This window comes from Burkholderia sp. 4NA327C6 (genome assembly GCF_005502655.1).
GTDB classification, from domain to species: domain Bacteria; phylum Pseudomonadota; class Gammaproteobacteria; order Burkholderiales; family Burkholderiaceae; genus Burkholderia; species Burkholderia contaminans.
In genome coordinates this window covers 71,697-92,925 of record NZ_SCNZ01000034.1, presented here as the reverse complement: position 1 = coordinate 92,925, position 21,229 = coordinate 71,697, and the positions used below count along the sequence as shown (strand labels likewise).

General features: G+C 66.8%; 22 protein-coding genes. 6 read left to right on the top strand and 16 right to left on the bottom strand.

All coding sequences use genetic code 11. The annotated features are described in order from the left end of the window. Both FFS49_RS42415 and FFS49_RS28760 read left to right on the top strand, forming a co-directional pair. Window positions 1-198, top strand: a 198-nt coding sequence (locus FFS49_RS42415; RefSeq protein ID WP_212746065.1) for a hypothetical protein, incomplete at its 5' end; no start/stop codon positions are given. 204 nt (window positions 199-402) lie between these two features. Next, window positions 403-873, top strand: a complete 471-nt coding sequence (locus tag FFS49_RS28760; RefSeq protein WP_039362799.1) for a hypothetical protein — start codon at window positions 403-405, stop codon at window positions 871-873. A 182-nt stretch (window positions 874-1,055) separates the two neighbouring features. On the opposite strand, the gene FFS49_RS28755 is transcribed toward FFS49_RS28760, so the two are convergent. From FFS49_RS28755 to FFS49_RS28710, 11 genes are all read right to left on the bottom strand, one after another. Further along, window positions 1,056-1,742, bottom strand: coding sequence for a DUF429 domain-containing protein (locus FFS49_RS28755; protein ID WP_105815939.1), 687 nt, complete (start codon window positions 1,740-1,742; stop codon window positions 1,056-1,058). Between the two features lie 9 nt (window positions 1,743-1,751). Then, window positions 1,752-2,276, bottom strand: a complete 525-nt coding sequence (locus tag FFS49_RS28750) for an HD domain-containing protein (protein ID WP_021161966.1) — start codon at window positions 2,274-2,276, stop codon at window positions 1,752-1,754. A 121-nt stretch (window positions 2,277-2,397) separates the two neighbouring features. Beyond that, window positions 2,398-5,868 carry a YhaN family protein gene (locus FFS49_RS28745; RefSeq protein WP_105815938.1) on the bottom strand — a complete coding sequence of 1,157 codons (3,471 nt, stop codon included), beginning with the start codon at window positions 5,866-5,868 and terminating at the stop codon, window positions 2,398-2,400. Window positions 5,869-5,871: 3 nt separating this feature from the next. Then, window positions 5,872-7,122 (bottom strand): DNA repair exonuclease, encoded by a 1,251-nt coding sequence (locus FFS49_RS28740; RefSeq protein WP_105815937.1) that lies wholly within the window; start codon window positions 7,120-7,122, stop codon window positions 5,872-5,874. 64 nt (window positions 7,123-7,186) lie between these two features. Next, window positions 7,187-7,729, bottom strand: a complete 543-nt coding sequence (locus FFS49_RS28735; RefSeq protein WP_039362809.1) for a CbrC family protein — start codon at window positions 7,727-7,729, stop codon at window positions 7,187-7,189. A 78-nt stretch (window positions 7,730-7,807) separates the two neighbouring features. Further along, window positions 7,808-7,948, bottom strand: coding sequence for a hypothetical protein (locus tag FFS49_RS42135; protein ID WP_171026852.1), 141 nt, complete (start codon window positions 7,946-7,948; stop codon window positions 7,808-7,810). 228 nt (window positions 7,949-8,176) lie between these two features. Beyond that, window positions 8,177-8,794, bottom strand: coding sequence for a hypothetical protein (locus tag FFS49_RS28730; protein WP_224755940.1), 618 nt, complete (start codon window positions 8,792-8,794; stop codon window positions 8,177-8,179). A 518-nt stretch (window positions 8,795-9,312) separates the two neighbouring features. Then, the gene (locus tag FFS49_RS28725; protein WP_039362854.1) at window positions 9,313-9,855 is read right to left on the bottom strand and encodes a hypothetical protein; all 543 of its coding nucleotides are present in this window, start codon (window positions 9,853-9,855) and stop codon (window positions 9,313-9,315) included. A gap of 310 nt (window positions 9,856-10,165) precedes the next feature. Then, the gene (locus FFS49_RS28720; protein WP_224755939.1) at window positions 10,166-10,510 is read right to left on the bottom strand and encodes a hypothetical protein; all 345 of its coding nucleotides are present in this window, start codon (window positions 10,508-10,510) and stop codon (window positions 10,166-10,168) included. Between the two features lie 101 nt (window positions 10,511-10,611). Beyond that, window positions 10,612-12,597, bottom strand: coding sequence for a gamma-glutamyltransferase family protein (locus tag FFS49_RS28715; protein WP_105815935.1), 1,986 nt, complete (start codon window positions 12,595-12,597; stop codon window positions 10,612-10,614). 230 nt (window positions 12,598-12,827) lie between these two features. Further along, window positions 12,828-13,784, bottom strand: a complete 957-nt coding sequence (locus FFS49_RS28710; protein ID WP_105815934.1) for a LysR family transcriptional regulator — start codon at window positions 13,782-13,784, stop codon at window positions 12,828-12,830. A 102-nt stretch (window positions 13,785-13,886) separates the two neighbouring features. Between FFS49_RS28710 and FFS49_RS28705 the strand changes: the two genes are divergently transcribed. The 4 genes from FFS49_RS28705 to FFS49_RS28690 all read left to right on the top strand — a co-directional run bounded on the left by FFS49_RS28705 (window position 13,887) and on the right by FFS49_RS28690 (window position 18,234). Then, on the top strand, window positions 13,887-15,011 hold the full coding sequence (locus tag FFS49_RS28705) for an aryl-sulfate sulfotransferase (RefSeq protein WP_105815933.1): 1,125 nt from the start codon (window positions 13,887-13,889) through the stop codon (window positions 15,009-15,011). A gap of 57 nt (window positions 15,012-15,068) precedes the next feature. Next, window positions 15,069-16,424, top strand: coding sequence for a uracil-xanthine permease family protein (locus tag FFS49_RS28700; RefSeq protein ID WP_105815932.1), 1,356 nt, complete (start codon window positions 15,069-15,071; stop codon window positions 16,422-16,424). A 277-nt stretch (window positions 16,425-16,701) separates the two neighbouring features. Further along, a complete protein-coding gene (locus tag FFS49_RS28695; RefSeq protein WP_105815931.1) occupies window positions 16,702-17,214 on the top strand; it encodes a DUF2165 domain-containing protein in 513 nt (170 codons plus the stop codon). An 81-nt stretch (window positions 17,215-17,295) separates the two neighbouring features. Beyond that, window positions 17,296-18,234, top strand: a complete 939-nt coding sequence (locus FFS49_RS28690; protein ID WP_105815930.1) for an integrase — start codon at window positions 17,296-17,298, stop codon at window positions 18,232-18,234. Window positions 18,235-18,275: 41 nt separating this feature from the next. On the opposite strand, the gene FFS49_RS28685 is transcribed toward FFS49_RS28690, so the two are convergent. The 5 genes from FFS49_RS28685 to FFS49_RS28665 form a co-directional block, all read right to left on the bottom strand. Further along, entirely contained in the window at window positions 18,276-18,755 is a 480-nt protein-coding gene (locus FFS49_RS28685; RefSeq protein ID WP_105815929.1) for an RES family NAD+ phosphorylase, read from the bottom strand. After that, window positions 18,752-19,207 carry an antitoxin Xre/MbcA/ParS toxin-binding domain-containing protein gene (locus FFS49_RS28680; RefSeq protein WP_039362838.1) on the bottom strand — a complete coding sequence of 152 codons (456 nt, stop codon included), beginning with the start codon at window positions 19,205-19,207 and terminating at the stop codon, window positions 18,752-18,754. Before FFS49_RS28680 ends, FFS49_RS28685 begins: the two co-directional genes overlap by 4 nt. A gap of 362 nt (window positions 19,208-19,569) precedes the next feature. After that, window positions 19,570-19,773 (bottom strand): DUF1289 domain-containing protein, encoded by a 204-nt coding sequence (locus tag FFS49_RS28675; RefSeq protein ID WP_105815928.1) that lies wholly within the window; start codon window positions 19,771-19,773, stop codon window positions 19,570-19,572. A gap of 137 nt (window positions 19,774-19,910) precedes the next feature. Next, on the bottom strand, window positions 19,911-20,336 hold the full coding sequence (locus tag FFS49_RS28670) for a catalase (RefSeq protein ID WP_105815927.1): 426 nt from the start codon (window positions 20,334-20,336) through the stop codon (window positions 19,911-19,913). 73 nt (window positions 20,337-20,409) lie between these two features. Then, the gene (locus FFS49_RS28665; protein WP_011349307.1) at window positions 20,410-21,051 is read right to left on the bottom strand and encodes an HD domain-containing protein; all 642 of its coding nucleotides are present in this window, start codon (window positions 21,049-21,051) and stop codon (window positions 20,410-20,412) included. Window positions 21,052-21,229: the final 178 nt, after the last annotated feature.

Sequence of the window (21,229 nt, the reverse complement as noted above, 5' to 3'; positions counted from 1 at the left end):
CCGGCAGCGCTGCGTTTTCAGCAGCAGAGAAGTGAGATTATGAACCGTATTTCGCAGTTCGTCAACAACTTTTTACACTACATCGTTGCGACTGCGGGGCTCAACTTCCAGGCTAGCGGCGCGCTTCAGACTCCAGCACACCGCCAACCCTGCTTCCCTCTTCCGCGCCGTGTTTCCGTTAGCGCGAAAGAGGCGTGATTCTAAGCACGCACCCCCGACTACGCAAGCCCCTTTGTGAAAATATTTTGAAAAAGCCCCCGTGCGCTGACGCGCACGGGGGCTTGGGGCTCGACGGGCCGCGTAACGCAACGCGAGCCATCCTCTATTGATGTGACATATATCCGTCGTCTCCCAATACAGGAGGTCGCGGAACGAGCAAGGAATCGGGTGCCGTCGAGTATCATGCCGCGACCGAACCACGCACTCATATCCACGATGGACAGCACCACTCAACCCGGCGACGCCGACCTTCGCGCCGAATATGCCGCGCTGCGCGAGCGCGCCATCATCCTGGAAGAACAGGCTCCCCCGCTTCTGCAACGCATCTCGGATGTATTGCCGCGGATCAGCGGCGAATCCGAACTGGCGGACGAGCACCGCGAACGACTCGTCGGCGCGCGCAACGCGGCGATGGTCTCGATCGAAAACTATCAGCAGGCGATTCCTTTCCTGCAGACGGCCGACTCGATCATCGAGCAACTGGACAAGACGCCCGAGCGCGACGAAGACATCGAATGGCGTGAATCGCTGCTGCAACGGCTCGACGAGCTGATCGACGTCGCCGTCGTGATGATCGACGATGCCGAAGGCTACTTCGAACAGGCTCAAGCCTGCGACCTGTCCAGCGTGCCGAAAGCCATCCTCGAGGATTAAGTCACACCGCTCGGGCTCGCGTCGCGCACCGGCGTCATGTCGTGTGCGCCAGCCATCCCGATGCTTGCCAGCCGAAAGTCGCAGCCCGAGATGCGTGAGTCGTCACACCGACCAGCAGGCCAGGCCCCTCCCGCAAAAGCTCACCTTTTCGCTACGCCCGTCGCCCGGGCCGCGCGACGCGACTACAGCGCGTCGAGAACGATCGTCTCGCTCACGATCGGCACGCGGATATATCCGCCCTCCGCATCGCCATACGCGTGCGCATTCCCGTCGATGACGCATTGCGCCGTCAACGCGCAAAGGGTCGCGTCTCGCGCATCGACGGACTTCAGCGTCGACACGTCGACTCCCAGTCGTTCCAGCAACTGCCGGCGCTGGTTGCGTTTCTGCTTCGCCGATGCGACGGCCCTGCCCAGCATCGCGCAGGTGATCGCATAAGGATAGGTTTCGAAGCTCGCGCGCCCGCCCGCATAGCGGGCGCTGGTCAGCAGCGGATAGGCATCCGCGAGCGCGCGGTAGACACGCTCTCCCATGAACATCCAGTCGAAGAAGCCTGACGTGCTCGCCACCGCCTGCTCCCGCGACGGCGTCGGAAAGCACGAGATCCGTTCGCGCGCGAGCGCCTGTTCGGCCGCCCGGCGCCCGCTCCCCGTCCACCACAGGCTCGGTGCGTCGACACCCACGGCCACGACGTCATGGGCGAGGCACAGCGCAGGCACCGCCTCGGGCGCGATACGTTCCTCGCGGTAGACGACAGTCGGCCCGCGCAGGATCACGAGATCGCACTGCTTCTTTTCGCCACCCACATCGACCCCCGCCACGGCCGGCGATTGCCGCGCGGCGGATCCGACGGATCGAACCGGTCGCATGCGGGCGCCTCAGTCCGCCGGCCGTGCGTCGTACGCGGCGTCGAAGATCGCCTCGAGACCGGGATGTACGCCGCGCATCGGATCGACGACCGACTTCGCCCAGTCGAAGTACGCCTGCTTGCGTTCGAGCGGCCAATCCGCGGGCGGATGCCGCGCGATGTCGCGCAAGTTGCAGATCTTGTCGGCCAGCTTCACGAGCTTCGCGCGCCGGCTGATGGTCGCCGCATGCTCGACCTGCAGGCGCTTGCGCTCCTCCTTCGGCAGCGACTTGTCGTCGGTGACTTCCATCACGATGTCCGCCACGTCCTTGCCGAACAGCCGCAGCAATTCCTGCTCGGTCGTCTCGGTATCCTCGACCGTGTCGTGCAGCACGGCCGCGACGATCACGCGCTCGTCCTCGACGCCGGCCTCGTTGGCCAGCACGTCGGCGAGTGCGATCGGATGATTGATGTACGGCGACGCTTCTTCGTCCTTGCGCCGCTGATTGCGATGCTTGTCCGCCGCGAACGCGATGGCGGCTACCAGCTTTTTCATATTCCCCCCTCGTGTGGCCTGACCCGCGACCGGCAGAACCGGCCGCGTGCATTTCGGAACCGCACATACTACCTGTTCGCGATGACCCCGCCCGTGCGCCAGCATCCACGCACGCCCCGCGTCACGCACCGGCCGGCGCGCGCTGCAGTTCGACCACGTTGACTCGCGCGCCGAATACATCCCTCACGAGCGGCAGCAGATGGTCGTGGTGCGTCAGGAACAGCACCTGGGTTCGCGTCGACAGATCGCGCAGCGCATCGAGGCCAGCCTTCGCACGCGCGTCGTCGAAATTGATGAACAGGTCGTCGGCGACGAACGGCAGTGCAGTCCGGCTACCGAGCTGCAGTTCCAGCGCCGCGATCCGCAGCGCGAGGAACAACTGGTCTCGCGTTCCTTCGCTCAAACCGGCGACCTCGACCGATGCCCCCTTCGTCCGTCGTGCATACAGGGCGGGCGGCGTCCGTTCGGTATCGACGGTCAACCGCGCGAATTCGCCCAGCGTGAGCCCGGCGAAAATCTCGCCCGCGCGCCTGAGCATCGGCCCCTGCTTCTGGTCGCGGTAGCGATCCGTCGCCCACTTCAGCAACCGGCTCGCCGTGGCCGCCTCCAAATACTGTTCGGCTGCTTCGCCCATCGCCGCCAGCGCTTCCTGTCGTTTCGACTCCGCAACGGCCGCGTTCGACTGACCGTCGATCGCGCTGAACGCCTGATCGGCCACGACCTGCTGCTGTGAAAGCTCGTTCAGCCGCTTGCCGACGTCACTGAGCGACTGCTTCACTGCTTCGAGGTGCGCCGGTACGTCGGCGATGTCCTGTTCCGCGACTTCCGCTTCGACGGCGGACCGGGACAGGCCGTCACCATCGCGCACCAGCGCCTCGTGGGCGGCATCGACCGCCTGCCGAAGCTGGCGCCGGCGATCCGAGCGTTCGGCCAGCGGCAGGGCCTCGTCGATCGACACGACGCCGGCCAGTTGCAGCAGCGGCTGGATGCGCGCATCGGCACCGGCCACCGCGGCGGCCGCGTCCGCGACCTTGCCGTCGGCCTGCCGAACAGCGTCGTCGGCACGACCGATCGCGCGCGCGATTTCCCTGGCAGCCGCGAGGCGCATCGTCAGCCGGCGCGCGACGTCCGGCCAGTCGCCGCTCGCCAGCCATTCCGGCGCGAGCGCTTCGGCAAGCCGCCTCGCGCCCGCCTCCAGCGCGGCCAGTTCGGCGCGGATCGCGGCGATCCGGTTGCGCGGCGCATCGGCATCGGCCAGTTCGGCCGTCACCGTGTTGGCGAGCTCGAGCGCGCCCTCCGCCGCAGCCAGCGTCGCCGCGCTTGCGGACAGCTTGGCGTCGGCCAGTGCGTCGCGCCATTGCGCATGCCACGCATCGTAGGCCGACTGCGCGTGGCCGGCACGCGACTGTGCCGTCGCGCATCCGCGTTCCGCCTCCCGCGCGCGATCCTCCAGGCTGTCCTGCTGCGCGAGCGCTTTCTCGGCCGACTGTACGAAAGTCTCGGCGATCGCGACGAGCGCCGCCAGGCCATCCGACTCACCGCCTCGCGACACGGTACGCAGTGCCGTGCGCAGCGTGGTTTCGGCACCCGCGCGCGCGGCGCGAATCGTGTCGAATTCGCGGCGCAGCCGGTCAAGGTCGGCCTGCGCGGCGAACACCGTGTCGCGCTTTGCAAGCCAGTCACCCATCGCCGCCAGCGGCATGCCGGGCACCGCGGCCGTCGTCGCGAGCGCAGCCCATGCGTCGCGATGCGCGGCGAGCTCACGCTCGCGCTCGTCCAGTGCGGCCTGCCTGCGTGTCACGCCGGCACGTGCGGATTCGACCTGCTGACGCAACGACTGCAATGTCGCGGCCGCCTGCGTCGCGCCGAGCTGTGCGTCGACGAGTTCGTCCGCAAGGCGGATAGCGTCGTCGACCGCAGGTGCGCCCGTTGCGAGATCGACCGCGCCGCTGCGGATATCGCCCCACGCGCCGTCGCGTCGCGCGCGCGCCGCCAGCACGTCGGCGGTCGTGACGACCTTGTGGTTCTCCGCGAAGTGCTTTTCCTGCAGTTCGAGCCGCTCGAGCTCCTCGAGCGCGCCGTCCCGCGCGTCGCGTGCAGCAGCGACCGCGCTCGCGCGTTCGCTGTCCTCCTTCAGCAGCGTGCCGAGCCGCGCCGCCGACGGCACGTCGAGCGCACGCAGCGTATCGACCGGCATGCGCCACTGGCCGAGCGCATCGAGTGCACCGGACAACGTGCGTTCGGCGGCGGCGATTTCTTGTTCGAGTGCCTGCTCGCGCTGGCCACTGTTGCGAAAGCCCTGTGCATCGGCCAACGCCGCACGCAGCGCCTCCGGCACATCGACGGTCGGCAGGCGCGCCTGTTGTTCCCTCACCTGCGCAAGCTCGCGCGTACGTTCGTCGAGCGATTCGCGCGCGCCGGCAAGCGCCTGGTGCAGCGCACCGTGTTCGCGCAACAGGTTTGCAACCGTCTTCAGCGACAACGCGGTCGGCAGCGACGCGCGCAGCGACGCTTCGTCCGTCGGCCAGTCGAGCTGGCCGGCCGCTGCAAACGCGGCCGACAGGTGCCGCTCGACATCCGCGCCGAGCAGCAGCAGATCCTGCGCATGATTCATGCACGCGCCGCGCAGCCGATCGAGCGCTTCAATGTCGGCTTCGAGCGCCAGCGTGTCGGCGTCGGCTTCGATCGCATCGCGCGCCTGCCGTTTCGCGAGCAGGTCGGCACGCCGCTCCTCGAGCACCTTCTGTTCGGCCGCGAGATCGCCCTGCGCCTTCAGCAGATCCGCATACGCGGTGGGCGGCAACTCGACGACCGGCCCCAACTCCGCCAGCGCCGCGTCCTTGACCGTCAGCTCCTTCAGGTATGGCGCCAGCCGTCGCACCCGTTCGAGCTTCGAGCGCAGCGCTTCGAGCCGACGCTGTTCCGCGCGTGCCTGCTCGATCTGCTGTTCGACCGCTTCGCGCGCCTCCTTGCGTTCGACCCAGTCGCGCGTGCGCACCTGGACCGTCTTCAGTTCGGTCACGGCTTCGTTGAACGACGATTCCGCGAGCGCAAACGCGCTGCCGCTGCGGCGCGGCGCCCAGAGCTCGACGGAACGCGCATCGAGCTCCTCACGCACCGGCCCGAGACTGCCGACACCGGCAGCCGATTCGAACAGCACCTGGCCGAGCTTGTCGGATGCGTCGAGAATGCTCCGGCCGCCGTCGACCAGACGCCCGTGATCGAGCCCGAACATCTGCTCGAAGAATTCGCGCGTGGCGCCGTCGAGGACGGCTGCCAGATAGTCGTCGGGCAGCTTGTCGTCGGCGGGTGTGCGCAGCGGACTGCGCCCGCGCGCACGGTGGAACGCGAGTTCGCCCGTAGCGCTCTCCAGCACGCCGCCGATCCGCAGTTCGGGCGTGCTGTGCAGGAAATCGAGCGGGGTCTGCAGCTTCATCCCGAACAGCAGCTCGGACACGGCCGTGCGGATCGTAGACTTGCCGGCCTCGTTCGGCCCCACGATCACATGGAAATCCTCGCCGGCCGACGGGAATCGCAGCGTCTCGTCGGTGAACTTGCCGTACTTGATCAGATCGAGCCGGTTGATCCGCATCGCTTACTCCCCCCTCGCCAGCCGCGCGAGCAACGCAGGCCCGACTTGCTCGACGAGTGCGGTAAGTTCGCCCGCGCGCGCCATCGTCAACAACGGCACCTCTTCCTTCACGTCGCTGCGCACCTTGCCGACGAACGGCTTCAGGTCGCGTTCGAGCAGTTCGAGGAAATCCGGATCGCGCGCAGCGTCGGCCAGGATCTGCTTCAGGTCCTCCAGCGCTTCGAGCTGCTCGCTTTCGCCCGACTGGTGATCGGCTGCGGACGTCGCGAGCCGAACCTTCTCGAGCCACAGCCGCTCGTTGCCGATCATGCCGATCTGGTTCAGCACCTCCGCGCGCAACTGCGGCGCACGGCCGAAAAAGAGGCCATGCGCGGGTGTGCGCCCCGTGACCGTCACGCGCACCGCGCGCGGCACATGGCCGTCGACGGCCAGCAGCGCTTCCAGCGACTGACCGACCTTTCTGGACAGGTCTGCGACGGTGAAGCAATCCGACGCGTCGACCGTCACGGCTTCCCAGCGCAGCACGTCGAGATACAGCCGCTCGACCTGCGTGCGGCCCTGCTCGACCGTCACCAGCACCGCGCCGCGGCGGCCCGTCTCGCGGATATGGCGCCCCTGCAGGTTGCCGGGAAACACCACCGTGGACGGCCCCGACCATTGCTGGAATTCGTGCACGTGGCCAAGCGCCCAGTAGTCGTAGCCTTTCGCGTGGAGTTCGGCCAGCGTGCACGGCGCGTAGTTCGCGTGCGCCGCATAGCCTTCGAGCGCCGTGTGCAGCACGCCGATGTTGTAGTAACCGGGCACCGGATCCGGATAGCCGATCGCGAGATTGTCGACGACGGCCTTGTCCTTGAAGCTCTGCCCGTGCAGCGCGACGTCGAATTCAGGCAGCGTGTGGGTTTCCGCCTTGCGGTGGCCGAACACGGTGACGTTGTCGGGCAGCGTCAGCTTCTTCGTCATCTCGCTTTCGGCATCGTGGTTGCCGCCGAGGACGAACGCGCGGATGCCGGCCTTGCGCAGGCGCCCCATCTGCTGGCCGAAGAAGATGCCCGTGTTGTGGTCCTTCCAGTCGCCGTCGTACAGGTCGCCGGCGATCACGAGGAACGCGACTTCCTCTTCGATCGCACGATCCACGAGTTGCCGCAGCGCCTCGCGCGACGCGTTGCGCAACTGCGCGGCCGGCGCGTCGGGATACGCGCTCAGGCCATGCAACGGGCTGTCAAGGTGTATGTCTGCCGCGTGGATGAACTTCACGAAGATTCCTTTGTTTCATGACGAGGGGGCCGGCGATCGCCGTGCAATGCCGCCAGCCGGGCCATCAATCGCAATCCTGGTAGCCGCCGAGTTCGCCGCAATGGATACAGCGAAACATATACGCTGTCGGCGAGCCATCCTTGTCGAGTACGGCGAAGAAGCGCTCCCACTCGGCACCCTCGTCGAGTCCGGTCGATTCCCGAATCGACACAATAGCCTGCGGGCCGAGCGCGGTCAGTTCGCCGGCACCCGCACGGCCGATGAACTGCCCGCCATCGCCGCAATGCGTCCACCACCGTTCCTGCTGCCAGCCCTGAAAGCCCGGCGTGCGACAGGCGATTTCGTCGACGACCGCGTCGGGCACTTCATCCCATTCGCCGCCGCCGATGCCGTACGTATCGGTAAAGACTGCGTCGAGCCGCGCGTGCGCCGAGCCGTCGGCGATGCACCACGGGCAGATGCATTGCTCATACTCGTCGACCGCATACACAGGGCCGGCGTACACGTACCCACGCGCATCGCCGCAACATACGCAGCGCGCGTCCGAGCGGATCACGCTGCCCGTTGCCAGCGGGTCGGGATGGTACCTGAAAGCGGGTAACGACATAAGGCGCTCCGTCGATCCGGATGGTGGGGACGCACGCGATGCGAATTCGAACGGCCATTGTGCCGCAGCCCGGCCGCGTTACTGCGGAATCTCGTTCTCGACAAACGTGCCGTTCACGAAACGATAGACGCGATGCGTTGCACCGCCGTGCGCGAGAGATTCCCACCGGATGTCGAGGCCGACCGGGTCGTCGCGCCATGCGATCGCCAGGTAGGGCATTCGATCTCGTGACCGTTGGCGAGCCGCACCGATTCAGGTGTCGGCGTTTCGGCGAAGGAAACGGCCGCATTCGAGGCCAGCAGCGCCAGCGCCGCGAGCTTCAACGCAATCGATTTCGTCGGAATGATCCGTGTCCGCATGAATCGCGCAGGATGGTCGTGAAGTTCATTGCGTGCGCCGGCGTGGTGTCCGGACAGCCCCGATCCAGGATCACCCCGCGCGGTGCCGTCATTCGCCGCGCGGCACTGGCGGCGGTGCATAGCCGTTGTCGTTGCCGGGGAACGGATTCGCGTTGCGGCGCAGCGCCTCCTCTTCGTTCTCCTTCTGCGCGAACACCGCGACGCCGATCACGCCGACATTCGCGGCATCGCCGTACTTCGAATTCGCGACATAGCTGTCGGGCACCGCCGCGAAGCGGAACGCGGCGACTTCGTCGCGGCTCTTGCGGAAACCCTCGATCGTCAGCGTGCGGCCCGGATACAGCACGTAACCGCCGTTCGTATAGCTGCCGGGCCGCCCCGACAGCACGTCGAGCCCGTCGACGCTCGACACGATCTCGAACGTACGGCGCCCCTGGTTGCGCAGCACGATCATGTAGCGCGAACCTTCGATGCCCGCCATGTGCCAGCGGCCGTCGTTGCGCGCGAGACGCAGCGGCGCGCCCTTTTCGTCCGTGAACGACAGCGCGATGTCGCCGTTGGCGAGCGCGACGCGGGTCGGCAACCGGCGAACCTGGGACGCGGAAAGATGTCCGGGCAACGCATCGTTGTAGTAGATCGATGCGAGATCCGTCGGCTTCGCCGGATCCGCGCGTTCGAATTCAACCTGACGGGTTTCGGATCGCACCGACTCGCCCCATGCAGTGCCGAGCCCGCGGCGTTCGCTGGCGTCCGGCGCGGCGGCGGATGCGCTGGTACTGCCGGACGGCGGGGGCGGCGCTGCGCAGGCAGCCAGCCAGCCAGAGCGCGCAGGCGAGCGCGAGAAGACGGAACAGGATGGTCATGACGTGAGGCCTCGGAATGTTATCGGGCCGCACCGGACTGGCCGGAACGGCGTTTTGGTGTCGTCTGTCGTCACGATGTCGATCGGACATGCTGGCCCGAATCGGCCGGCGCCGCGATCGCGGCGGCCCGGCAACGGGGAGCCTCGCTATTTAAGCATGGCGGGAGGGCGATGGGCAGGGGGCACGCACGCCGCACGCCGCCGGTTCGTGCCGGCGGGCATCAGGCTCGTCGCGGCGCCGGATGGGTGGCGAACGCCGACGCATCCCCGTATCGAGGACGGGATGAACGACGCGCCGCGCGCCAATAAAAACGGCCCGGCCCGCGTCGAAGCGGGCCGGGCCGTGTCGGGAAGCGTAACGCTTACAGCGCGCCGCCTTGCGCCGACGCCGAACCCTTCACGCCGACCGATGCACCGCCCTGCACCGCGTTCGTCGTGCCTTCGAGCGCCTCGCCGGCCTTCGCCTTCGCGCCGCCGGCTACGTCGCCCACGGTCGACACCGCGCCTTGCGCGTGGCTCTTCGCCGTGCCTGCGACGTGCTTCACGTGCGATTTCGTCGAGTGGACGGCCGACGCTGCGGCATCCTTCGCCGTGCCCGCTGCCGAACCGACTGCATGCGTCGCGCCGCCAACCGCGTCGCCGGCTGCCGAGCCCACGCCGCCGACCGTCTTGCCGACGCCGCTCAGCGCGCCGCCGACGGCGTTGCCCGCGCCCGAACCCGAGCCTGCCGCATTCGCGCCGGCGCCGGCCTGCACGCCCACGCCGCCGCCGAGCAGCGGCGTCTGAACCTGCGCGCCGACACCTGCGGAACCCTGGGCGCCGGTCTGGGCCGTCTGTGCGAACGCAGCCGAAGTCGCCATCGCCGTCAGTGCAGCACCCAGCAGAATCGTACGAATCTTGTTCATGGTCATTCTCCCCAAAGACGTTGTTGCTGCGGGCCGCCTTCGTGCGGCTTGTCGCATGCCTTGCCGCGACATGCGGCAGGTGGAGCTAATGTAGCGGCGCGGCCGAGCAAAACGACTGATTTGCGGGGACTGTTACTTCCGTTGCAAATGCTGACGATTGCCTCACATAGTTTGACAATCGGGGGCTTGCAACGGGATTGACCAGTGGACGGCGTGACGCTGGAGACGTGCCGCGCGGGGCATTACACGACGGAGAAGCGACGGATCGCTGCGCATCGCGGCGGATCGGGAAACCAGGCAGACAAAACGGCTAGCAGGGAAACCGGCCGCTTCGATAAGCATTCCAGAGAAAGTGTATCGGCCAACCGTCGGTGCGGCCCGACAACCGGCTCCTCGCGATGAGTTCGATATCGTCGGATACGCAAGCCGCCACACCGGCGTTCCCCGCGGCACCGAACGCAAGCTTGAACGCTTTTTCCCTCAGCGCGCTCACGGCCGGCCGGTCGACGGCTGCGCCTGGATCGCCGTCGACTTCGTCGAACGACGCCATCCACTGCGCATCGAACGGCTCGGCATCGCGACTGTCCAGTGCGCGATCGCAATCCAGGTCGGCGAGGAAATCGAAAAAGCCCGGCGCCGACAGGATGGCGTCCATTTCAAGCAGATGCGCGTTCGTCATTGCGACTCCTTCACGATGCGCGGCCCCGACCGCCCGATGATGCATACAGGCAGTTCGGGGCCGCGCGCCCTGCCCGGTTACGGTCGGAACGTATCGCCGAGCACGACGCCTTCACGCCGCGGATCGGTGCCGCCCTGCAACGCGGGCGACTGGCCGACCGTTACGCGCATCACGGTATTGACGCCGCTCGCCTGCGCGGACGTCGATACCTTGTGCCCGAGCGCGAGCAGCCCCGCGATCAGCGGATCGTTCGCTCCGTTGTTCGTCGTGTTGACGTTCGGATGCTCGCCGCCGATCGTGGTCGTCGGGCTGTTGCTCGCGCCGAAGTCGACGAGCCCCGCCGACTGCTGCGCGTCGAGCCCCCAGTCGAGCGCACCGACGAGCGTCTTGACCACGTACTGCGGAATCGTGCCGCCGCCAGGCGAACCGGTCGCCATCACGAAATCGCCACGCGAGCCGTCCGCGGCCTGCCCGAACACGATCGTCGGCGCCATCGAGCTGCGCGGCCGCTTGCCCGGCTGCAGGCGGTTGGCCACCGGATTGCCCGCGCTATCGACCGGGTTCGCCGAAAAATCGGTCAACTGGTTGTTCAGCAGGAAGCCATGGGTCATGTGGAACGAACCCATGCTCGATTCGACCGTCGTCGTCGCGCTCAGCACGTTGCCGTCGCCGTCGACGATCGTGAACTGGTTCGTGCCGTGCTCGATCAGCGTCGTGTCGACACCGAGCGGCACCGCGCCGAGGTTGCCGGGCTGTGCGGTGCCCATGCTCCTGGCCGGATCGATCAGCGCCGCGCGCGATTTCAGGTACGGCTTGTTCAGCAGCGTATTCCACGTGCCGCCCGGCAGCGGTACGAAATCCGTATCGGCCACGTATTTGTCGCGGTCGGCATACGCGAGCCGTTCCGCCTCGGTGACGAGGTGCACGCCCGCGACGGTCGGCTTGCCGCCTTCGAGATCGATCGCCGTCGGCTTCAGCGACTTCAGGTCGTAATTCTCGAGCATGCCGAGCGCCGACGCGACCGCGATGCCGCCCGACGACGGCGGCGGCATCCCGCATACCCAGTAGCTGCGATAGGTCGTGCACACCGGCTCGCGGCGCTTCGCCTGGTACGCGGCCAGGTCGGCTACGGTCGTCTTGCCCGGCGTGAGCGTCGACCCGTCCGCGCCCTTCGTCGTCGCGATCTTGGAAACGATGTCCTGCGCGATCTGCCCCGTGTACAGCGCGTTCGCACCCGACTGCGCCATCAGCGTCAGCGTGCGCGCATAGGCCGGATTCTTCAGCACGGTGCCGAGCGTCTTCGGCGTCCCGTCGGCGTTCAGGAAATACGCGGCGGCCTCGGGGTCGCGCTTCAGGTTCGCGGCGTTCGCCGCGATCGCGTCGGCGAGCCGGCCACCGATCGGGAAGCCGTTGGTCGCGAGCGTGATCGCATCGCCGAACAGGTTCTGCCACGGCAGGCGGCCGTGATCCTGCTGCAGTGCCTCGATCAGCCTCGGCACGCCGATCGTGCCGATCGAGCGGCCACTCGCGCGTGCGTTCGGCAGCGGCGCGGACCGGTCGGTCGCGTCATCGACGTAGCGCAGATAGTTCTCCGTCGCGGCCGCCGGCGCGGTTTCCCGGCCGTCGTACGCCTGCAGCGTCTTGCCGCGCGCATCGTAGTAGAGCAGCACGCCGCCGGACCCGAGGCCCGTCGCCTCGGGCACGGTCAGGCCGAGCACCGCCTGTACGGCGACCGCCGCGTCGGCGGCCGTACCGCCCTTCTTCAGCACCGCGCAGCCGGCCGCGCTCGCGTACGCGTTCGACGTGGCCACCAGATAGGTCTTCGCATAAACCGGCTTCATCCCGGTGCGATAGCCCGACGACGCTTCCGGCAGCGACGGGTCGCCCGGCTGGTTCGAGCCCACCACGACCGTCGCGCCGCTGTTGTCGACTGCGAGGCAACTCGCATCGGTGGAGGATGTCGGCGTGCGACCTGCTTCGCTCTCGACGTCGCCGCCGCACGCCGTCAACAGGGCAGCCGCGAGCAATGCGGACGCATACGGAAAAATCGCTGTTCTGTTCATTGTCTGCCGATGTTCTTGTAGGTCGTTGCGATGGACATCACGCCGCCTGCGCCCCCTCGGTGCGCCGGCAACGCGTTCGATAGTCCCACGAACAGAATTTTTTCCGCAATAAGGGAATGGCGTTGCGCGGCCGTATGTTGTGTATGCAACGTCACCGATTTCGCACGCGGGTTCGCGTGCTGCACTGCATCGCAGTGCGATGCACTCGCGCGCCCGATGTCGCGACGCCGTTACCTTGGTGCCCGACGGCGCTTGCCGGCTGGCCGGCCGTCGCGCGCGAAGCCGCTCTCCATCGCCTCGATCGCCTCGGAGAAGAACTCGAGGAACATCGTCATCGCGACGGTCGCGCTCATATCGGCCCGTTGATAGATGCAGCTGAACGAGCGCGCGCCCGCATCGGCAAGCGGCGTCCATGCAAGCCGGCCGGCGGCCACGTCGTCCGCGACGTTCTCGGCGATCAGGAAGCCGACGCCCGCGCCTTCGGCCGCGAGGCGCCGCACCATCGGCACCGAACCCGTCTCGACCAGCGGCCGCACGTTGCGCGGCTGTCGCGCATCGATCTGGTCGAACATCGCACGCAGCTCCGTGTCGGGCGTCATCAGGATCAGCGGCTGCGCGAAGCAGTCGCGCAGCCGCACCTTGCCGCCTGACGCCGCAAGCGGATGGCCGGGCGCCGTGACGACACCCAGCGGCTGAGCGAACGCGCGCACCTCGACGACACCCGCCGACGTGCGCCGGCGCAGCGCATAGCCGATGTCGGCTTCGCCCGTCTCGACCCAGCGCACGATGCTCTCGCCGTTTCCCGAACGCACGCTGTACGTGACACCCGGATAGCGCTGCATCGCGGCGAGGATCGCGTCGGGCACGAGCTTTTCCGCGGTCGACGCGGGCACCGCCAGGTTCACGTGCCCGCGCCGCAGCGCGCGCAGGTCCTCGACCTGCGTGAGCGCATTGTCGAAATCGCGCTGGCCGCGCCGCACGGCCGCGATCACGATCTCGCCGGCGAGCGTCAACTGCATGCCGCGCGGCAGCCGGTCGAACAGCGGGACGCCGACCTGCTCCTCGAGATTGCGGATCTGCTGGTGCACCGCCGCAGCGGTCAGGTGCAGCGCGTCGGCTGCCTTGCGAATCGAGCCGCGCCTGGCGACTTCGTCGAAACAGCGGAATGTCTGCGATATCGAACGCATGAAGGATCCGTTAGATTTTTCCGAACAGGCCGTCAAGAATAATCCGATTTTACTGACCGTCCGGATCGTCTAGATTCCGCTGCATACCCGTACCCGATTCGAATGGAGACCGCAGTGACAACCGTCGACCAGATTACCCAGCGCCGCCGTGGCGTCGGCCTCATCGCCCACGATCGCGCACTTTCCGCGGGCGGCTATACGCTCATCGCGCCGCAGACGGCCGGTGGCAACGTCTATCTCGTCGGCATCGACGGCGAAGTCGTGCATCAGTGGAAGATGCCAGTGCGCCCCGGCCGCCATGCGGTGATCCTCCCGAATGGCAACCTCGGCTACAACGGCAACCATCCGCAATCCGAATCGCGTTATGCGCCGTGGTCGATGTGGCATGGCGGCGACTTCTACGAAGTCACGCCGGAAGGCGAAACCGTATGGCGCTACGAGGATCCCGCGCACCATCACGATGCGCAATGGCTGCCGAACGGCAACCTGCTCTACGCCGCATGCGAACCGGTCGACGCCGCGTTCGCGCAGCGCGTGCCGGGCGGCACGCCGCACGGCGACGACGAGGTGATGTATGCGGACGTGATCCGCGAAGTGAACCGGGCCGGGCAGATCGTCTGGGAATGGCACGCGCGCGACCATCTGCAGCCCGAAGATTTCCCGATCGCGGCCGGCTTCGGGCGCTATCACTGGCCACTCGTCAACGGCCTCGCGGTCGATGCGAACGGCCGTGTGCTGATGAGCCTGCGCACGACGTCGGGCATCATCGGCGTGAACCGCGAAACCGGCCGCGTCGACCTGCACATCGGTCCTGACGTCGTGTCGCACCAGCATGCGCCGGTGCCGCTCGCGAACGGCAACATCCTCGCGTTCGACAACGGCAATTTCCGCCACGGCGCGCATGTGGTGTTCTCGCGTGTGGTCGAGATCGATCCTGCAACGCAGCGCGTCGTGTGGTCGTACGCGGACGACGTCGTGAACCTGTTCTACACGCCGTTCATGGGCAACGCGCAACGCTTGCCGAACGGCAACACGCACGTCACCGAATCGTCGACGGGGCGGCTTTTCGAAGTGACGCCCGCCGGCGAGGTCGTCTGGGAATACGTGATCCCGTGGTTCGCCGAATACCCGGACGAAGCCGCGCGCAAGACCGGCCCAGGCCAGTTGAACAGCGTGTTCCAGACGTTCCGCTACAGCGCCGAGCAACTGCCCTGGCTGCGGGCCTGACCTTCCGTTCACCGCCGTTTCCGGCGCTCGTCGCCGTTCGCATCCTGGGGGCCTGCCGTGTCGCACGATCCGATCTCACCGCCCGTCGACGCACGGCTGCCCGCCTGGCAGCTCGCGCTGTTCGGGCTGCAGCACGTGCTGTCGATGGCCGCGTCCCCGATCACGGCCGTGTTCCTGATCGCAAAAGTGCTCGCGCTGCCGGCGGACCTGACGGTCCAGCTGATCGGCGCGACGTTCTTCGCGTGCGGGATCGGCACGCTGCTCCAGTCGCTCGGCGCCGGGCCGATCGGCGCACGCATGCCGTTCGTGATGGTGCCCGGCGGCGCACCGACGATGCTGTTCGCCGGCATCGCCGCGCAATCGGGGCTGCCGACGGCAGCCGGCTCGGCGTTGCTCGCCAGCGCGTTCTACTGGGTGCTGTTGCCCGTCTTCACGCGCTGCCTGCGGCTCTTTCCACGCATCGTCGTCGGTGCGATGCTGCTGCTCGTGTCGGTCAACCTGATCCGGATCTACGCGACGATCGTCGTCGGCCAGCCCGGTTCGGCCGATTTCGCGCAGCCGCGCGCGCTGGGTCTTGCGCTGGCGACGATCGTCGCCACCGTCGTCGTGGCCGGTGCGTTCCGCGGCACACTCGGACGACTCGCGGTGCTGATCGGCCTGATGGCCGGCGCAACGCTCGGCTGGGCGCTCGATGCAATGCCGGCGCTCGCCGACGTGTGGCACGGCCCGCTGTTCACGCATCCGGTATGGCTGCCGTTCGGAATGCCCCGCTTCGACGTGCTGGCCGCGCTGCCGCTGTTGATCTTCACCGCGATCTCGATGGCCGAGGCCACCGCGCAGACGGTTGCCGTCGGCGAAACCTGCGGCAAGGCGATCTCGCTGTCGCGCGACGTGCCGAAGACGATACGCGGCGATGCACTGGCGTCGCTCGCCGGCGCGTTGTTCGGCACGCCGCTGATCGTAACCAGCGCCGAGAATATCGGTGTCGTGCAGACGACCGGCGTGCGCTCACGCTACGTAACGGCTGCGGCCGGCGCGATCCTGATCGTCATCGCGCTGTTCGCCCCGCTCGCGCGGCTCGCGTATGCGATTCCGGCCGCCGTGGTCGGCGGCACCGCGCTGGTCGTGTTCGCGATGATCGGCGTGATGGGCATCCGGCTGCTCGCCAGCATCGACCTGCACGCGCGCACCAACCAGTACACGCTCGCGGCCGCGCTCGTCGTCGGACTTGCACCGATCCTGGTGCCGAACCTGTATCGCCATTTCGGCTCACCGGTGCAGATCGTGCTCGGCAACGGCATGGCGGCCGGCACCCTCGCGGCCATCGCGACACAACTGGCGTTCGCTGCATTGGCGCGACTGAGCGGACAAACGGGAACGGCAGCGGCAACTGCGCCTTCGCGCGACGCATGACGGCGACGGCGACGGCCGGCAGTGCCCCCGCTTGACGACACTCGTGGTTCGACCGACAATCGCCGCTCCCTCCTGGCGCGGGCACTCGATCCAGCCGGCGCGTGCGTCTCCTCGACGCCGCCCCGGCTTCAGGTTTTCCAGTCCCGATCTCCGCGCCGCCGTGCCACGCACGCAAACCGCCGGCCCCGCCGGACACGCTCACGCAGGTATCGCCCCGAACGCCGGTTGATCGCCGCGCGGTCGCGCTTTCGCCTGCCCGTTCACTTCGGAGTCCATTATGATGGTTCGTCTTTCCAAGGCAGCCATGGTGCTTGCCATGGCCTTTTTCGCGTCGCTCGTCGCGTTCGGCAACATGACCGACTACGCGACGAATTTCGCGTTCGTGCATCACGTGTTCCTGATGGACACGACGTTCCCCGGCAACGGGATCATGTATCGCGCAATCGGCACGACGTGGGTTCATCACGCCGGCTATATCGGCATCATCTCGATGGAAACGCTGACGGCCGTGCTGTGCTGGATCGGCGGTGTCCGCCTGCTGCGCGCGCGACGCGGCGGCGATACGGCATTCCGCGCGGCCAAGGCGTATGCGATCGCCGGCCTGACGCTCGGCTTCCTCACGTGGCAGGTCGCCTTCATGTCGGTCGGCGGCGAGTGGTTCGGCATGTGGATGTCGAAGCAATGGAACGGCGTGCCGGACGCGTTCCGCTTCTTCATCACGCTGCTGCTCGTGCTGGTCTACCTGACGATGAACAACGACGGCATCGACGACGCGCGCACCGCGCACTGATACGTCGCTTGCAACGGGCCGGGCGGCCAACAGAACATCGTAGCGATTGCGGGCGTGACCGCGGCCGGCTATAAATCGTGCATGGACACGAATCGCTGGATTCACGACCCCGTTGGCACCTTCCGCGCGTGGCAGGAAACCACCGCGACCGGCGCCGATCGCCAGCCGTTCGCGCCGCGATCGGTCGTGCAGCACGTCGCGATGTTCGAACGGTTCCTGCGTTATCTGATCGCACAACGCGTGTCGCTGGCCACGTTCGGACCCGACCACGTCGCGGCCTTCCTGGCGGAACTCGATCGCACCTGCACGCCCGGCACGTCGACCCGCGTGCGCTACGCGAAACTGATCGACCGGCTGAGCCGGCACCTGGTCGAAGCCGGCGTGCGCACGATCCATCCGGCCGGCCGGACGACGCGCGATTTCGCGTGGCCGGACGGCGAGCCCGAGCCGTGCTATCTGCCGCCTGATGCCGACGCGGCGCTGCAGCGCCACGTGCAGCCGCGAGCAAACGACACACCCACCGACTGCCGGAATCGCGCGATCGTCGCGCTGCTGCTTGCGAGCGGCATCACATCGGCCGAAATACGAGCGACCACCTGCGACGCACCTGATCTCGACGCGCAGCCGCCTGCGCTCTCCGTGCCGCGCGATCGCGCGCGGCCGGCGCGCCGAATCACGCTCGCCGAGTTTGCACTGGCGCCGCTTGCCGCCTGGCGCGTGCGCTCGGCAGACACACCGCCCTCCGCGTTGCTGTTTCCCGCGCCGCGCGGCGGTGGCGCGATGAACGACATGTTCCTGCTGCTCGTGGTGCGCGACGCGCTGACCGCGATCGGCTTCCACGCGGCGGACATGAGCCCGCGCGTGCTGCGCAATACGTATGCGCGCCGCCAGTTGCTTGCAGGCCACGCGCATGCCGACGTCAGTGCAATGCTCGGTCTCGTCAGCACGCGAACGGTCACGCGGATCCGGCAGACGCTGCCGACCGATGCGGCCGCGGATCGCGCCGCACACGAGCGCTGATCCGGCCCGCGCTCGGCGCGGGCCGCGTGTGGTTCGGCGCCCTATTCGCCCGGCGGCGACTGGATCAGCCGCAGAATCCGGGTGTCGTACGGCGATTGCATGACTTCCGCGACACGGACCCCGGAAGCGGCCGGATGCAGCGGATTCAGCAGGAAGTTGTGCGCGTGCGGCACGACGACGCTCGGCACGCGCAGCAGCGCGCTCGGCTGCGTGTGCAGCCACTCGGTGCCGGCGCTGCGGGTCCAGTCGACGTTGGTTCGCCAGTCGTCAGGCGCGTCGCCCTCCGCAATTTCGGCGACATCGACCGAATCGGCCACCTCGATGCGAAGCAACTGGTAGCCGCTAGGCAATTGCGCGACCGTGGCGATTTCGAAATGAACGAGTGTCTCGAGCAGCGCGAGGGCCGGATGCTCGGCGAGATACACGACGGGCTGCCCGGCAAAATGCCAGCGCCCGCCGGCGCGCAACCCGCCGATGCCTTTCAGGTCGGCGAAATTGCTGATCCGCCACAGCGTCGTCAAGCGAAGTACCCCTCGTCGATCTGCGTGAGGACTTCCTCGACGAGCCGCGCGCCATGCTCGGTGCTCGCCATGTCGAGCGACGTGCGGCCGCCGAAGCGCTGAAGCCCGTTGCGCAGCCACGCCATCGCCTTCTCCTGGTCGCCGAACGTGGCCGTCGCCTGCGCGACGATGCGCGCGAGACGGATCGCCTTGTCGGATTCTTCCTGCGACAGGCGTTCGTGCGCCTGACGACGATGGCTCAGCGTGCGACGCGGAATGATGAAGGCCAGCTCGTCGGATTTCAGACCGCGCTCGGACAGCCGGTCGATCACCGAGACGTCGACGCGTGCGCTCGCCAGCTCGGCAAGATCGGCCCCCGATCGGACACGGATCGCCAGCAGCTGTTCGAGAATCGTGAATTCGGCCTGGCGCGGATGCGCGACGCCCGAAGGATGGAAAGCAATGGTGCTCATGACCTCTCCCGGCAATTTGCCCAATCATTATAGGCGTTTTGCCGTAAACATGCGGACATGGATGATGGGCGCGCGTGGGTGTTCGTCGGGGTACCTGAGAAGGCAGGGCGACATGCCCGTTCCACATGAAGACAAGCGTCCGTGGCCGCGAATCGAAGATTCGCCTCGGGGAACGGGTGCAATAATTCAGTATATAAAGTCGCGACGACGTCGCACGGTTGTCACGTAACAACTTTTTTAACTGCTTTCATTTGCGCCGATTTCGCCGGTTCATCCTTCGGGACAAAGTCGCGCGTTTCGATCACGGCTTGGATATGCTCTTCGAGCGTGCCCCTGTCATCCGGAACGCCGCTCCTGGCGATTCACCGTCCGTCGCGACGGAATCGCATCGCCGTGCACTCGTGCCGGATGCGTTCCCATATCGCGTGTTTATCGTCATCGTTCATGAAAACCCAGTGCGAGACCTCGTCGGCCGTTCGGCCGCATCCCTTGCAGACATCGTCGAACAACGTCGAGCACACACCGACGCAGGGACTGTCGGGTAAGTCATGAAGTGTGGAAGCCATTGAAACGCTCGTATCGGTTCAAAATCCGGCAGCGCAACGAATCACGCCCCCATAAACGGGTACCTTTCCATCGGCGACGCGGGCGATGCGACAACACCTACCCGCCCTGCTTGCCTCGACTCCGCCGCAAGCCGAATCTATGTCGTCTCGATGCACGCGCCATAAAGTCGGCCCGGACTTCGCACAGTTGTCGACTTGTCGCGAAGAATGACCTTCGACACCCCGACGATCTGACGCGCGCTGCTGTCCAACAACATCTGCCGGCCGCTAACCGTCGGGAAGCACGCAAACATCAACGTCTGCTCGCCGGCTGCCGAGACGGTTTCCGCCCTCGTGTATCGGCCGATCTCGTCCGTCACGGCAAACGTGTCGTACGCGCCGACACCCCTGGCGTGCATGCGCTGCGCCAAGATCACTGCGCGATCGCGCCAGACGTCCTGCAACGGTGCGGAGTCGCCCGGGCCGGCTTTCCGAATGATGGCGTTGTCGCCGGACAATGCGGCGTTCACGTGTGCCCGGGTTCGATCGCGCGGTTGGCATACACGGTCGAACCACTTGGTCATTCAGTAGCCACGATTCCCTATTCACGCACGACCTCCGCCCAATACCCGGGATCGTGCGCCATACCGCGAGCAATCAGCCGGCCCACGCGGACGACCGGATCACGCTGCAGAAATTGCCCGCGTGGAAATGCGGATCCTTGTCTGCGAGCACGTCGGCCTTCACGTTGCCGAACGTCGTGTCAGGCTTGTGCTTGATCCCGTCGTAGAACGCCTGAATGATGTCTTCCTTGAAGTGCGGCGTACGCGGATGCGCACGAACGACGGCCTCGCGCTCCACGTCGCTGTATTCCGGATACGTCAGGCCCAGCACGTCCATTTCGACGCCCGCGGTAACGAGCGCGATCACCGGGTGCATGTGCTGCGGAATGCCCGGCGTGGTATGCAGCGCGATCGAAGTCCAGACGACGTCGATATCCTGCTGCGAGATGCCCTTGCCCTTCAGGAAATCGCGGGCGGCATTGGCACCGTCGACCTCGAACCGCTCGCATGCGCTGCTGTGTTTGTGCGTGAGCCCCATGTCATGGAACATGCAGCCGCAGTAGAGCAGCTCGGGATCGTATTTCAGCCCGCGCCGCTGGCCCGCGAGCGCCGCGAAATAGAAGACTCGGCTGGAATGATGAAACAGCAACGGAGACGCGGTATCGCGAACGAGCTCGGTGATCTCGCGCGTCAATTGGCTATCGGGAATGGTGATGCCTGCAACGTTCTCAGTCATGATCGACCTCCATTGAAAACACCCTCGATTCTCCGGAACCCGATAGATGTCTTCAATAGACGTATTACGTCAAATTCTGCCATTTTGCGCGACGGACGGACACGGCGCCCGCGCGGCAAAAAGAACGCGGCAAACAGGCTCCACCACCCGCCTCGCGCACCGCTCACGCCTCTATACT

Excerpts from the sequence above, each read along its gene's own strand:
- FFS49_RS28760 (WP_039362799.1), top strand. The coding sequence starts at position 403 with ATGCCGCGACCGAACCACGCACTCATATCCACGATGGACAGCACCACT.
- FFS49_RS28755 (WP_105815939.1), bottom strand. The coding sequence starts at position 1,742 with ATGCGACCGGTTCGATCCGTCGGATCCGCCGCGCGGCAATCGCCGGCC.
- FFS49_RS28750 (WP_021161966.1), bottom strand. The coding sequence starts at position 2,276 with ATGAAAAAGCTGGTAGCCGCCATCGCGTTCGCGGCGGACAAGCATCGC.
- FFS49_RS28745 (WP_105815938.1), bottom strand. The coding sequence starts at position 5,868 with ATGCGGATCAACCGGCTCGATCTGATCAAGTACGGCAAGTTCACCGAC.
- FFS49_RS28735 (WP_039362809.1), bottom strand. The coding sequence starts at position 7,729 with ATGTCGTTACCCGCTTTCAGGTACCATCCCGACCCGCTGGCAACGGGC.
- FFS49_RS42135 (WP_171026852.1), bottom strand. The coding sequence starts at position 7,948 with ATGCCCTACCTGGCGATCGCATGGCGCGACGACCCGGTCGGCCTCGAC.
- FFS49_RS28725 (WP_039362854.1), bottom strand. The coding sequence starts at position 9,855 with ATGAACAAGATTCGTACGATTCTGCTGGGTGCTGCACTGACGGCGATG.
- FFS49_RS28720 (WP_224755939.1), bottom strand. The coding sequence starts at position 10,510 with ATGGACGCCATCCTGTCGGCGCCGGGCTTTTTCGATTTCCTCGCCGAC.
- FFS49_RS28715 (WP_105815935.1), bottom strand. The coding sequence starts at position 12,597 with ATGAACAGAACAGCGATTTTTCCGTATGCGTCCGCATTGCTCGCGGCT.
- FFS49_RS28710 (WP_105815934.1), bottom strand. The coding sequence starts at position 13,784 with ATGCGTTCGATATCGCAGACATTCCGCTGTTTCGACGAAGTCGCCAGG.
- FFS49_RS28705 (WP_105815933.1), top strand. The coding sequence starts at position 13,887 with ATGGAGACCGCAGTGACAACCGTCGACCAGATTACCCAGCGCCGCCGT.
- FFS49_RS28695 (WP_105815931.1), top strand. The coding sequence starts at position 16,702 with ATGATGGTTCGTCTTTCCAAGGCAGCCATGGTGCTTGCCATGGCCTTT.
- FFS49_RS28690 (WP_105815930.1), top strand. The coding sequence starts at position 17,296 with ATGGACACGAATCGCTGGATTCACGACCCCGTTGGCACCTTCCGCGCG.
- FFS49_RS28680 (WP_039362838.1), bottom strand. The coding sequence starts at position 19,207 with ATGAGCACCATTGCTTTCCATCCTTCGGGCGTCGCGCATCCGCGCCAG.
- FFS49_RS28675 (WP_105815928.1), bottom strand. The coding sequence starts at position 19,773 with ATGGCTTCCACACTTCATGACTTACCCGACAGTCCCTGCGTCGGTGTG.
- FFS49_RS28670 (WP_105815927.1), bottom strand. The coding sequence starts at position 20,336 with ATGACCAAGTGGTTCGACCGTGTATGCCAACCGCGCGATCGAACCCGG.
- FFS49_RS28665 (WP_011349307.1), bottom strand. The coding sequence starts at position 21,051 with ATGACTGAGAACGTTGCAGGCATCACCATTCCCGATAGCCAATTGACG.